Source organism: Caulobacter segnis (assembly GCF_003243465.1).
Taxonomy (GTDB): Bacteria; Pseudomonadota; Alphaproteobacteria; order Caulobacterales; family Caulobacteraceae; genus Caulobacter; species Caulobacter segnis_A.
The window spans coordinates 60854-73641 of the sequence record NZ_QFQZ01000004.1; the positions used below are offsets into that span (position 1 = coordinate 60854).

11 protein-coding genes are annotated in these 12788 nt (G+C 69.1%); 8 read left to right on the plus strand and 3 right to left on the minus strand.

Annotation, left to right across the window (positions count from 1 at the left end; all coding sequences use genetic code 11):
• Positions 1 to 62: 62 nt before the first annotated feature.
• The 3 genes from DI526_RS02490 (at position 63) to DI526_RS02500 (ending at position 3968) form a co-directional block, all read left to right on the plus strand.
• On the plus strand, positions 63 to 1541 hold the full coding sequence (locus DI526_RS02490) for a helicase HerA-like C-terminal domain-containing protein (RefSeq protein ID WP_304273701.1): 1479 nt from the start codon (positions 63 to 65) through the stop codon (positions 1539 to 1541).
• A gap of 148 nt (positions 1542 to 1689) precedes the next feature.
• Positions 1690 to 2997 carry a UDP-glucose/GDP-mannose dehydrogenase family protein gene (locus DI526_RS02495; RefSeq protein ID WP_304273702.1) on the plus strand — a complete coding sequence of 436 codons (1308 nt, stop codon included), beginning with the start codon at positions 1690 to 1692 and terminating at the stop codon, positions 2995 to 2997.
• Complete coding sequence (locus tag DI526_RS02500; protein WP_304273765.1) at positions 2994 to 3968, plus strand: NAD-dependent epimerase/dehydratase family protein; 975 nt, start codon at positions 2994 to 2996, stop codon at positions 3966 to 3968. Before DI526_RS02495 ends, DI526_RS02500 begins: the two co-directional genes overlap by 4 nt.
• Here the strand turns inward: DI526_RS02500 and DI526_RS02505 are convergent.
• The 3 genes from DI526_RS02505 to DI526_RS02515 form a co-directional block, all read right to left on the minus strand.
• Positions 3956 to 4846, minus strand: coding sequence for a DMT family transporter (locus tag DI526_RS02505; protein WP_304273704.1), 891 nt, complete (start codon positions 4844 to 4846; stop codon positions 3956 to 3958). The two genes, DI526_RS02500 and DI526_RS02505, sit on opposite strands and share 13 nt — an antisense overlap.
• Positions 4843 to 5733, minus strand: coding sequence for an SDR family NAD(P)-dependent oxidoreductase (locus tag DI526_RS02510; RefSeq protein ID WP_304273706.1), 891 nt, complete (start codon positions 5731 to 5733; stop codon positions 4843 to 4845). The genes DI526_RS02505 and DI526_RS02510 overlap by 4 nt, the downstream gene beginning before the upstream one ends.
• Before the next feature lie 367 nt (positions 5734 to 6100).
• Positions 6101 to 7099: an NADPH:quinone oxidoreductase family protein gene (locus DI526_RS02515; RefSeq protein WP_304273708.1), complete on the minus strand. Its 999-nt coding sequence runs from the start codon at positions 7097 to 7099 to the stop codon at positions 6101 to 6103.
• Positions 7100 to 7169: 70 nt separating this feature from the next.
• Here DI526_RS02515 and DI526_RS02520 point away from each other — a divergent pair, with 70 nt between their 5' ends.
• The 5 genes from DI526_RS02520 (at position 7170) to DI526_RS02540 (ending at position 12626) form a co-directional block, all read left to right on the plus strand.
• A complete protein-coding gene (locus tag DI526_RS02520; RefSeq protein WP_304273710.1) occupies positions 7170 to 8048 on the plus strand; it encodes an isoaspartyl peptidase/L-asparaginase family protein in 879 nt (292 codons plus the stop codon).
• A 93-nt stretch (positions 8049 to 8141) separates the two neighbouring features.
• Positions 8142 to 9542 (plus strand): amino acid permease, encoded by a 1401-nt coding sequence (locus DI526_RS02525; protein WP_304273711.1) that lies wholly within the window; start codon positions 8142 to 8144, stop codon positions 9540 to 9542.
• A 389-nt stretch (positions 9543 to 9931) separates the two neighbouring features.
• Positions 9932 to 11041: a putative urea ABC transporter substrate-binding protein gene (locus DI526_RS02530; RefSeq protein WP_304273713.1), complete on the plus strand. Its 1110-nt coding sequence runs from the start codon at positions 9932 to 9934 to the stop codon at positions 11039 to 11041.
• A 5-nt stretch (positions 11042 to 11046) separates the two neighbouring features.
• A complete protein-coding gene (locus tag DI526_RS02535; RefSeq protein WP_304273715.1) occupies positions 11047 to 11862 on the plus strand; it encodes an ABC transporter permease in 816 nt (271 codons plus the stop codon).
• Complete coding sequence (locus DI526_RS02540; RefSeq protein ID WP_304273717.1) at positions 11862 to 12626, plus strand: ABC transporter ATP-binding protein; 765 nt, start codon at positions 11862 to 11864, stop codon at positions 12624 to 12626. The genes DI526_RS02535 and DI526_RS02540 overlap by 1 nt, the downstream gene beginning before the upstream one ends.
• The last annotated feature ends 162 nt before the right edge of the window (positions 12627 to 12788 follow it).

Genomic DNA, 12788 nt, shown 5'->3' on the forward strand with positions numbered 1-12788 from the left:
TGCCTATCACGATTGGCGGGGCGCGAGGCCCCGGCTAGGGTCCGTGCGCAAGGAGATTACGCATGCCGCTGCCCATCGGTGACAACCAGATCCTTCTCGGGCTTGGAGAAGGTCCGGTCACACAACGCCTGGATCGGGCGAATCGGCATGGCTTCGTCGCGGGAGCCACCGGCACGGGCAAGACGGTCACCTTGCAGGTCATGGCCCAAGCCTTCTCGGACGCGGGGGTGCCGGTGTTCGCCGCCGACGTGAAGGGCGACCTGTCGGGCCTGGCCATGCCGGGAGCGCCCAACGAGAAGATGCTGGCCCGGGCCGCCGCGATGGACCTGGCGCTGGCGCCGTCCGCGCCGCCGGTGATCTTCTGGGACCTGTTCGGGCAGAAGGGTCATCCGATCCGCGCGACGATCTCCGAGATGGGCCCGCTGCTGCTGTCGCGTCTCCTGGAGTTGAACGACGTGCAGGAGGGGGTTCTGACCATCGCCTTCCACGTCGCCGACCAGGAGGGCCTGCTGCTGCTGGACCTGAAGGACCTGCAGGCGGCGCTGAAGTACGTGGCCGACCAGGCCGACGAGATCGGCACGCGGTACGGCAATGTGTCCGCGGCGACCGTCGGCGCGATCCAGCGCAAGCTGCTGACGCTCCAGACCCAGGGCGGCGAGGCCTTCTTCGGCGAGCCTGCCCTCGATCTCTCCGACCTGATGCGCACCGACGCGGCGGGGCGCGGCTATGTAAGCCTGCTGGCCGCCGACCGATTGATCCAATCGCCGAGGCTCTACGGCACCTTCCTGATGTGGTTGCTGTCGGAGATGTTCGAGAGCCTGCCGGAGGTCGGCGATCCGGAGAAGCCCCGGCTGGTCTTCTTCTTCGACGAAGCCCACCTGCTGTTCAACGACGCGCCCAAGGCCTTGCTGGAGAAGATCGAGCAGGTGGTCAGGCTCATCCGCTCCAAGGGCGTGGGCGTCTATTTCGTGACGCAGAATCCCGCCGACATCCCCGACACGGTGCTGGGCCAGCTGGGCGCCCGGGTTCAGCACGCTCTGCGCGCCTATACGCCCGCCGACCAGAAGGGCCTGAAGGCGGCGGCCCAGTCGTTCAGGACCAACCCGGGCTTCGATACGGCCGAGGCGATCCAGGCGCTCGGTGTCGGCGAGGCCCTCGTCTCGACCCTGGACGAGAAGGGCGCGCCGCAGGTCGTCCAGAAGACGCTGATCCGGCCGCCGGCCTCGCGCCTGGGGCCGATCACGCCCCCGGAGCGCGCCGCGCTTCAGGGCCAGAGCCCGGTGAGAGGCGTGTACGACGCGGCGATGGATCGCGACTCCGCCTACGAGATCCTGCAGGGCCGGGCCGACCAGGCGCAACGCCAGGCGAAGGCGAAAGAGCGCGAGCTGGCGCGGGATGACCAGGACGGCGGCCGCCGCGCGTCGGGTCGGCAGACCATGGCGGAGGCCTTCGCCGTAACCCTCGTCCGAACCGTCGCGTCGCAGGCCGGGCGGGAGCTGATGCGCGGCCTTCTGGGCGGCCTCACGCGACGGCGGCGCTAGACCCGGCGGTCCGCGCGCGACTTGGCGACGCGGTGACGTTTCGCCCTTTCTTGAGGGGCGAGCGTGACCGGCGGCTTGCCTCCGTGATGGGATTGCAGGATTAGGCAGGCGCCGCACACGATGGCGGCGCCCAGATCAGGGTGTTTCGATGCGCGTTGCGATGATTGGCACGGGGTATGTGGGCCTGGTGTCGGGAGCCTGTTTCGCCGACTTCGGTCACGTGGTGACCTGCATCGACAAGGATCCGAACAAGATCGAGCGGCTGGAGAAGGGTGAGATCCCGATCTTCGAGCCGGGCCTGGATGACCTCGTGGCGCGCAACGTGCGGGAAGGGCGGCTGTTCTTCACGCTCGACGGGGCCCAGGCGATCAAGGAGGCCGACGCGGTGTTCATCGCGGTCGGCACGCCCACCCGCCGCGGCGACGGCCATGCCGACCTCTCCTACGTCTACGCCGCGGCCGAGGAGATCGCCGGGCTGATCGACGGCTTCACGGTGGTGGTCACCAAGTCGACGGTGCCGGTGGGCACGGGCGACGAGGTCGAGGCGATCATCAAGAAGGCGCGCCCCGACGCCCAGTTCGCCGTCGTGTCGAACCCCGAGTTCCTGCGCGAGGGCGCGGCGATCGAGGACTTCAAGCGGCCCGACCGCGTCGTCGTGGGCGCGGAGGACGAGCGCGCCCAGGCCGTGATGCGCGATCTCTATCGACCGCTCAGCCTGAACGAGACGCCGATCGTCTTCACCGGCCGCCGGACCAGCGAGCTGATCAAGTACGCGGCCAATGCGTTCCTGGCGATGAAGATCACCTTCATCAACGAGATGGCCGACCTCTGCGAAGTCGTGGGGGCGGACGTGCAGTCGGTGGCCAAGGGCATCGGCCTCGACAAGCGGATCGGGTCCAAGTTCCTGAACGCGGGTCCCGGCTATGGCGGCAGCTGCTTCCCGAAGGACACCATCGCCCTGGTCAAGACCGCCCAGGACTACGGCGCGCCGACGCGCCTGATCGAGACGACGGTCGAGGTCAATGACGCGCGCAAGAAGGCCATGGCCGCGAAGGTCGCCAAGGCGCTCGGGGCCGATGATCTCACCGGCAAGACCGTCGGGGTGCTGGGCCTGACCTTCAAGCCCAATACCGACGACATGCGCGACGCCCCCAGCCTCGACATCATCCCCGCGCTGCAGGCTTTGGGCGCCAAGGTGCAGGCCTTCGATCCCGAGGGCCGGCACGAGGCCGAGAAGCTGCTGACGGGCATCGACTTCCGGAGCGGCGCCTACGAGGCGGCCGAGGGGGCCGACGTCCTCGTCATCCTGACCGAATGGGACCAGTTCCGGGCGCTCGACCTCGATCGGGTCAAGCTGCTGATGAGGGCGCCGGTGGTCGTCGATCTGCGCAACGTCTACCGGCGCGCCGAGATGCAGCGCCACGGCTTCGCCTACGCCAGCATCGGGCGAGGCTGAGCGTGGGGCCGATCATCGTCACCGGCGCGGCCGGCTTCGTGGGCAGCCACGTGGCCGAGCGCCTGTTGAACCGCGGCCAGGCGGTGATCGGCGTCGACGTCTTCAACGCCTATTACGACCCGGCCCTGAAGGAAGCGCGCGCGGCCCAGCTCGCCCACAAGGACGGCTTCTCGCTGGTCCGCATGGACATCGCCGATCACCAGGCCTTCGGCGACCTGGTCAAGGCGTCAGGGGCGCGGCAGGTGATCCATCTCGCCGCCCAGGCGGGTGTCCGCTACTCGCTCGAGAACCCCTTCGCCTACGAGCGCTCGAACCTCGCCGGGCATCTGTCGGTGCTCGAAGCGTGCCGGCACGCCGGGGTCGAGCACCTGGTCTACGCCAGTTCGTCGAGCGTCTATGGCGACCGGCCGTTGAACGGCGACGGTTTCCGGGAGACCGATCCGGCTGAAAGCCCGGTGTCGCTCTACGCCGCGACCAAGCGCTCGTGCGAGCTGCTCAGCCAGAGCTACGCCAGGCTCTACGGCTTTCCGCAGTCGGGCTTGCGGTTCTTCACCGTCTACGGTCCCTGGGGGCGGCCGGACATGGCCTATTTCGGCTTCACCGAGAAGATGCTGAAGGGCGAGCCGATCGAGGTCTATGGCGAGGGCCGGATGGCGCGGGACTTCACCTATATCGACGACATCGTCGATGGCGTGCTGGGCGTGCTCGACCGTCCGCCAGCCCAGGGCGGGCACGAGGTCTACAACATCGGCGACAACGACCCCGTCGGCCTGATGGAGATGATCACGACGCTGGAGGCCGCCCTGGGGATCGAGGCCAACAAGGTCTTCCTCCCGATGCAGCCGGGCGACGTCACCGCCACCTACGCCAATATCGACAAGCTCAACGCCCTCTGCGGCTACCGGCCCAAGGTCAAGCTGGCCGAGGGGCTGGCCCGGTTCGTCGCCTGGCGGCGGGGCTACGCCGACTGAGCCTTCGCCTGCGCCAGCTGATGCTCCCGCCAGGAGATGAACAGCGTCGAGGCGACCACGATGGCCGCGCCCACCAGCGTCGCGGGCTTGGGGACCTCGTGGAACAGCAGCAGCCCCGCGCCGACCGCGAAGACCAGCCGCGTATAGTCGATCGGCGCCATGACGGCGGCCTCGCCGGCTTCCATGCCCTTGATGTAGGCCCCCTGGGTCAGGGTGCCGATCACGCCCATCGCCGCCAGCAGGCCAAGATCCGGCCATGTGGGCCAGCGCCAGACGAACAGGGCCGGCGGGATCGCGAAGACGAGGCCCAGAACGGCGGCGTAGACCAGCAGCACGAACGGGCTGTGGTCGCGGGTCATGACCTTCATGCCGGTGATGGTCAGGGCGAACAGGAAGGCCGAGGCCAGGGCGCAGACCTGCGGCCAGCCAATCCAGGCGCCCAGGCCTCCAGCGCCGGGCCTCAGCATGATCAGCACGCCAAGGAAGCCGACCAGCGCGGCGCCGATGCGGAGGGGACCGATCGGCTCGCGCAGCACGAAGGCCGCAAGCGGCACGAGCCACAGCGTTCGGGTGAAGGAGAGGGCGTTGGCGTCGGCCAACGGCAGCTTCTGGTAGGCGTAGAAGCCCATGATCAGCGCCAGCACCCCGGCGCTGGAACGGAAGATCAGTATGCCCGGCCGCGTCGTGCGGAAGGCTCCGCGCCAGTCGCGGGCGATCAGGGGCAGGAGCACGACCACGCCCGCCAGCTGGCGGTAGAAGGTCTGCAGCGCCGCCGGATAGCCGGGGCCCAGGAACTTGATCAGGGTCGTCATCACTGTGAAGCCGATGGCCGAGGCCAGCATCCACAGCGCGCCGCGCAGATTGGGGGTCAGGCTCACCCCGCCCCGCCGGAGGCGATCAGGCTGGCCCGCATCTGCTCGGCCTGTTCGGGGGTGATGCCCATGGCCGCCAGGATCGGCGAAGGCGTGTTGACGTCCCAGGCGCTGCGCGGGCCGACGGTGATGCCGCCGTCGACCACGATGTGGGTCCCGGTGACGAATTCGGAGTCGTCGCTGGCCAGGTAGAGGGCGGCGCGGGCGATGTCCTCGGGCAGGCCAGACTTCGGGATCGGCTGGATCTTGGGACCGACCTGGGCGATCTGGGCGGCCATCTGGTCGGCGACCTCGCGCGGCAGGCCCATCGAGGCGCCGAAGATCGAGGTGGCGATCAGGCCCGGACAGATCGCATTGACCCGGATCTTGCGCGGCGACAGCTCGGCGGCCGCGCAGCGGCTCAGGTGGATCACCGCCGACTTGGCGGCCGAATAGGCCAGGGGGGCGTAGCCGGCCTGCAGGCCCGCGATCGAGGCGGTGTTGATGATCGAGCCGCCGCCGCGCTTGTCCATCAGCGGCGCGGCGTGCTTCATGCCGATCGCCGGCCCGCGCACCAAGAGGGCGAAGGTCTTGTCCCAGCCCTCGACGGTCATGTCCGCGACCCCGGCCGGCGTGCCGCCGTGGCCGGCGTTGTTGAACAGGACGTCGAGGCCGCCGAACGCGCTCTCCGCAAGAGCCAGGGCGGCGGCGATGTCGGCTTCGACGGTCACGTCGCAGCGGACGTAGCGGACGCGGTCGGGGAAGCGCTTTTCCAGCATCGCCCCCTTCTCATCCTGCAGGTCGGCGACGACGACCTGCGCGCCCTCCGCCGCGAACAGCTCGACCGCGCCGAGCCCGATGCCCGAGCAGCCCCCGGTGACGACGGCGACCTTGCCGTCCAGACGTCCGACCATGGCGTTTCCCTCCGCGCTGTCCGACCTCTCATGGATCGGTGATCAGTGATCATCTTCGCGAAGCAGGGGCGTCTTGGCTAGGGGCCGATACCCGAAAGGCCATCGCCGGAGCAACTCGGCAAGCGCGGCGACGGCGCCGGAAGGCCCCTGTCCGCCGCCACGCTTGCCCAGCGTCACCTCGCGCCCCCTAAGGCGGCCCCGACGCGATCAGCTCGCGTCCAGGCGTGAAGCGGCCCGGGCTTCCGCCCCTTCGGCTCGGGGGGAGCGTCGGCGGGGCGACCGGACCGGGGGCACAATCGCCGAGCAACCTGTCTCTTTCGCTAAGAAGGACGATTAGCGAACCTTAACCAAGGCCGACGAAACGCGGTTAATCGGTCGTGATGACCACCTTGCCCATGGCCTTGCGGCTGGAGAGGTGGGCGATCGCCTCGCCGGCCCGCGCCAGGGGGAAGCGTTCGGAGACGTAGGGCCGGATCTTGCCGGCGGCGTAAAGGTCCATCAGGTCCTTCAGGTTCGCCGCGTGGCCCTTGGGATCGCGCGCGACCGCCGCGCCCCAGAACACGCCGACGATGTCGCAGGACTTCAAGAGGGTCAGGTTCAGCGGCACCTTCGGAATGCCCGACGGGAAGCCGATCACCAGGAAGCGCCCCTCCCAGCCCGAGGCCCGGATCGCCGCTTCCGAATAGTCGCCGCCGACCGCGTCATAGGCCACGTCCCAGCCCGAAGAGCCGCAGGCGCCCTTGAAGAGCTCGGCCAGGGCCTTCTGGCCGTCCTTGTCGAAGGGGCCCTTCGGATAGACGACGCCGCTGTCTGCGCCGTGCTTGATGGCGAGATCGACCTTTTCTTGGCTGGAGGCGGCCGCCACGACCTTGGCGCCCATGGCCTTGGCCAGCTCGACGGCCGCTAGCCCGACGCCACCGGCCGCGCCCAGCACCAGCAGGGTCTCGCCGGGCTTCAGATGGCCACGGTCCTTCAGCGCATAGTACGAGGTGCCGTAGGTCAGGACGAAGGCGGCGGCCTCGTCGAACGGCATGGTGTCGGGGATGTGGGTGCAGCGCCCCTCCTCCAGGGCCAGTTTCTCGGCGTAGCCGCCCCAGCCGGTCGAGGCCAACACCCGGTCGCCGACCTTGAAGCGGCTGACGCCCTCGCCGACGGCCGCGATCACGCCCGAGACCTCGCCGCCCGGCGCGAACGGGCGCGGCGGCTTGAACTGGTACTTGTCCTCGATGATCAGCACGTCGGGATAGTTGACGCCGCACGCCTTGACGTCGATCAGCACCTGGCCGGGGCCGGCGACGGGATCGGGCAGCTCCTCCAGCACCAGGGTCTCGGGGCCGCCGACCGCCTTGCTGAGCACCGCCTTCATCTCGCCTCTCCCTGCGATTGTCGTTAATCAAGGGCGACGCTAGCGCGGGACGCGCCGCCAAGGAAGCAGAATGTCAAACAAGTGTTTTAGTCTCGCCCTGCACGGCGGGGCCGGCGCGAAACCGGGCCACGACTACGCCGTCGAGATCGCCCACATGCGCGGCTTGGTCGAGGCCGCCCGCGACCGCCTGGCCGCCGGGGCCAGCGCCCTGGACGTCGCCGTCGAGACCGTCGTCGCCCTGGAGGCCAGCGGCCTCTACATCGCCGGCCGCGGCGCCTCGCCCAACGCCGATGGCGAGTACGAGCTGGACGCCAGCCTGATGGACGGCGCCACGCGCCTGGCCGGTTCGGTCGCGGCCCTGCAGGGCTTCAAGAGCCCGATCCTGGCCGCCCGCGCGGTGATGGAGCAGACGCCTCACGTGATGCTGGCCGGGCAGGGCGCGATCGACTTCGCCGCCGACCAGGGCCTGGAGACCGTCGAGGACCCGGAAGCCTGGTTCACCGGCGCCGGCGCCTTCGAGGACAACCACCCGCCGGAGACCCTGCCCACCGGCACGGTCGGCTGCGTGGTCCGCGACGCCGAGGGGCGCCTGGCCGCCGCCACCTCAACGGCGGGCGTGTTCGGCAAGCGGCCGGGCCGGGTCGGCGACTCGCCGGTGATCGGGGCCGGGACCTATGCCGACGACTGCGCCGCCGTCTCCTGCACCGGCCAGGGCGAGTATTTCATCCGCGCCGCCGTCGCCGCCCAGATCGCCCACCGCGTCCGTTTCGGCGGCGAGCCGCTGGACGCCGCCGCGAAGGCCGCCATCCAGGAGGTCGCCGCGCTTGGCGGCCACGGCGGGCTGATTGCGGTGGACGCTTCCGGAAACATCGCCATGCCGTTCGCGTCCAGCGGCCTCAAGCGCGCCGCCCTGCTGCCGGATGGGACGATCCTCAGCGCGGCGTTTTGAGGCGCGGCGCGGAGGCGGGGCCCGGTCCGCCCGGTTGATCGAAATTTATCGATAGGGCATAGGCGCCGCCTGACTTTCCGTCGAGGAGCCGCCATGGCCCCGTTCCGCTCGGCCGACCTTCTGCGCCGCAAGCCTGTCGCCCAGATCGAAGGCGAGCATCCGCCCGAGGGCCTGCATCGCTCGATCGGCCTGTTCCAGCTGACCATGCTGGGCGTCGGGGCCACGATCGGCACCGGCATCTTCGTGGCCCTGACCACGGCCGTGCCCGCCGCGGGCCCGGCCGTGATCCTGTCGTTCGTGCTGGCCGGGATCACCGCCGCCCTGACGGCCCTGTGCTACGCCGAGCTGGCCTCGACCATCCCGGTGTCGGGCTCGTCCTATTCCTACGCCTACGCGACCCTGGGCGAGTTCGTGGCCTTCATCGTCGGCGCATGCCTGCTGCTGGAATACGCCGTCTCGGCCTCGGCGATCGCGGTGGGATGGGGCCAGTACCTGAACGAGATGCTGGTCGACCTGGTCGGCTGGCGATTGCCCGACGCCATCGCCAAGCCGCCGGGCGCGGGCGGGGTGTTCAACCTGCCCGCCGTCGTGCTGGTCGGCGCCTGCATGGTGCTGCTGCTGCGCGGGGTGAAGGAGTCGGTCACGGCCAACGCCATCCTGGTGGTGCTGAAGCTGCTGGTCCTGCTGTTCTTCGTCGTCATCGCCTTCAGCGGCTTCCACGCCCGCAACCTGACGCCGTTCATGCCGATGGGGGTGGCCGGCGTCGGGGCGGCGGCCTCGTCGATCTTCTTCTCCTATATCGGCATCGACGCGGTCTCGACGGCGGGCGAGGAGGTCAAGGACCCGCGCCGCACCCTGCCGCTGGGCATCGTGCTGTCCCTGCTTATCGTCACGGCGATCTACATCCTGGTCGCCCTGGCCGCCGTCGGGGCCCAGCCCTGGACCGCCTTCAAGGGCCAGGAAGCCGGCCTCGCGGTGATCCTGAGGAACCTGACCGGCCAGGCCTGGACCTCGCTGGTGCTGTGCGTGGGGGCGATCGTCTCGATCTTCTCGATCACGCTGGTGGTCATGTACGGCCAGACGCGGATCCTCTACGCCATGAGCCGCGACGGCCTGCTGCCCAAGGTCTTCCAGCGCCTGCACCCGAAGACCCGTAGCCCCGACCTCAACACCTATATCGTCGCGGCCTTCATCGGCCTCCTGGCCGCCTTCGTGCCTCTGGACGTGCTGGTCAATCTGACCAGCATGGGCACCCTGATCGCCTTCGCCATCGTCTCGCTGGGGGTGATCATCCTGCGTCGGACCCAGCCGGACCTGCCGCGCGGCTATCGCGTGCCGTTCTACCCCATGCTGCCGATCGCCAGCGTCGCCTTCTGCGGTTACCTGATCATCGGCCTGCCGCTGGACACCTGGGTCCTGTTCGCGGCGTGGGTGGCGGCGGCTTGCGCGGTGTACTTCGGCTACTCGGCCAAGCACTCCAAGCTCCGCCGCTGAGCGGGCGCTTCGGGCGCTTGGCTTAGACCGAGCCGACGTCTCTTCAGGTCATCCAGTAACGGCCGCCCCGGGCGACGACGCCGGCGCGAAGACAGAGCCAGAGGTCGGCCACCAGTCTGGACAGCATGTGCGCGCCTCCTGTCTTGCGCTCGAAGGCTGTCGCAGTCGGTGGATCAGGCATACGCCGGAGCGTCCCCCTGCGCGTTCACGGCGGGCAACGGCGCGGGATGCGGCGCCTCGCCCGCGGATCGGCCTGCTTTTTCGGCAGAACGACGGCGATGGAAGAGGGGCCGTTGACGTGCGCCGGTATTACGATTGCGCCAACTCGTAATATGGCAAACGCTGTTCCCCAACGAACCTTGGCAGCGAATTCGAAAGGGGAGCCGCTGATGAGCATCCAGTTCACCCGCAAGCGTTTCATGGCGGCCTTGGCCGTCTCGGCTTTGGCCCTGGCGTCCTGCGGCCCGAAGACCGCCGACAAGACCGCGCCGGCCTCGCCCGCCGCCGCGGCCAAGACCGAGTACAAGATCGGCTGGACCATCTATGCGGGCTGGATGCCGTGGGCCTACGCCCAGCAAGCGGGCATCGTGAAGAAGTGGGCCGACAAGTACGGCGTCAATATCCAGCTCGTGCAGATCAACGACTACGTCGAGTCGCTGAACCAGTATTCGGCCGGCAAGCTGGACGGCGTCACCGCCACCAACATGGACTCCCTCACCGTGCCCGCGGCGGCCGGCCGGGACACGACCGTGCTGATGATCGGCGACTATTCCAACGGCAACGACGGCGTCATCCTTAAGAACGGCGCCACCCTGGCCGACATCAAGGGCCGGCCGGTCAATCTGGTCGAGCTGTCGGTCTCGCACTACCTGCTGGCCCGGGCCCTGGAGACGGCCGGGCTGAAGATGGCCGACGTCAAGACGGTCAACACCTCGGACGCCGACATCGTCGCCGCCTACAGCGCGGCCGACACCAAGGCCCTGGTGACCTGGAACCCGCAGCTGTCGGAAGTGAAGAAGATGCCCGGCGCGACCGAGGTGTTCGACAGCTCCAAGATCCCGGGCGAGATCCTGGACGGCCTGTCGGTCAGCACCGAGGCGCTGAAGGCCAATCCGAACCTGGGCAAGGCGCTGGTCGGCATCTGGTACGAGGTGATGGCCTTGACCGTCGCCCAGACGCCCGAGGGCAAGGCGGCCCGCGAACAGATGGCCAAGCTTTCCGGCGCGGACCTGGCCAGCTTCGAGAGCCAGCTGAAGACCACGCATCTCTACGCCGATCCGAAATCGGCCCTCTCCGCGACGGTCAGCCCCGACCTGGTCACCGCCAACGACCGCGTCCGCAAGTTCAGCTTCAGCATGGGCCTGTTCGGCCAGGGGGCGAAGTCGGTGGACGACATCGGCATCAGCTTCCCGGGCGGCAAGACCCTCGGCGACCCCAACAACGTCAAGCTGCGCTTCGACCCCAGCTACGTGCAGATGGCGGTCGACGGAAAGCTCTAGCCACGATGCGCCTGCTGAACGTCAGACCGAGAGGCGGGATCGCGATCCTGCTTGGCGCTCTCCCGCTGCTGGCGGTGGCGCTGCTTTATCTGATGGCCTCGCAGGCGCGTCACGCCGACAATCCGCGCGACAAGCTGCTGCCGACGCCGGCCGCCATGGTCGAGGCCGTGCAGCTGATGACCAAGGTCGACCCGCTGACCGGCTACGCGCCGCTGGCGGTCGACACCGTCGCCAGCCTGCAGCGGATCGGCGTCGCCCTGGTCCTGGCGACGGCGATCAGCCTGCTGCTGGGCCTGGCCCTGGGCCTGCTGCCGCTGCTGCGGGCCAAGCTGGGGCCGCTGGTGGCGGCGATCGCGGTGGTGCCGCCGATCGCCGTGCTGCCCATCCTGTTCATCGTCTTCGGCCTGGGCGAGACCGCCAAGATCGCCCTGATCGTGATCGGGGTGACGCCGGTCATGGTCCGCGACCTCGCCGCCCACGTGGCGGCCATTCCCGAGGAGCAGCTGGTCAAGGCCCAGACCCTGGGCTCCAGCACCTGGCAGCTGGCCCTTCGCGTCGCCCTGCCCCAGGCCATGCCGCGCCTGATCGACAGCCTGCGCCTGTCGCTGTGCCCCGCCTGGGTCTACCTGATCTCGGCCGAGGCGATCGCCGCCGACACCGGGCTGGGCTATCGCATCTTCCTGGTCCGCCGGTACCTGTCGATGGACATTATCCTGCCCTACGTCGTCTGGATCTCCCTGCTGGCGGTGGCGATGGACGTGACGTTGCGGCTGATCAGCCGGCGCGCCTATCCCTGGGCCTATCCGCAGGAGTCGCGCTGATGGGCGACCTGCTGGCCTTCCGCAACGTGTGGGTCGAGTACGGCGACAAGGTCGTGCTCGAGAACGTCGACCTGTCGATCAGGCAGGGCAGCTTCGTCTCGATCGTCGGCCCGTCCGGGGCGGGCAAGAGCACCTTCCTGCGCCTGATCATCGGCCAGGAGAAGCCGACGCGGGGCGCCATCGACCTGGACGGCGAGAAGCTGCGGGCCGAGCCGGGCCCGGATCGCGGCGTGGTGTTCCAGAAGTATTCGGTGTTTCCGCATCTCTCGGCCCGCGACAACGTCGTGTTCGGCCTGGACTGCGCCGGCTCGCCGTTCCTGGGCCGGCTGTCGGGGGCGCGCCGCCGCAAGGCGCTGGAAGAAGCCGACGCCATGCTGGCGGCCGTGGGTCTCTCCGACAGCGGCGACCTCTATCCGGCCAAGATGTCGGGCGGGATGCAGCAGCGCCTCGCCATCGCCCAGGCCCTGATCAAGAAGCCCCGCATCCTCCTACTGGACGAGCCGTTCGGCGCCCTCGACCCCGGCGTTCGGCTGGACATGCACGAGCTGATCACCGGCCTTTGGCGGGACAACGGCCTGACCATCATGATGGTCACCCACGACATCAAGGAGGCCTTCAAGCTGGGCACCCGCGTGCTGGCCTTCGACAAGCGGCGGCGCGATCCCCAGGCCCCTCATCGCTACGGCGCGACGGCGGTGTACGACTTCCCCCTGGACAAGCCGGGCGCGGTGGGGCCCGAGGCGCTGGCGGGGCTGGGGACGTAGTCAGTCAACGGGTGCGATGCTGCGCCGCAGCAACCGCGCTTGCAATGACAACGTTGTCACACTATGTGAGTGCGATCGCGAGGAACCGCCTCGCGGGATCGTAACCCGGAAAGTCCGATGTTCAGCCTGATCTACTTCACCGTTTCGGCCCTGAAGGCCGCG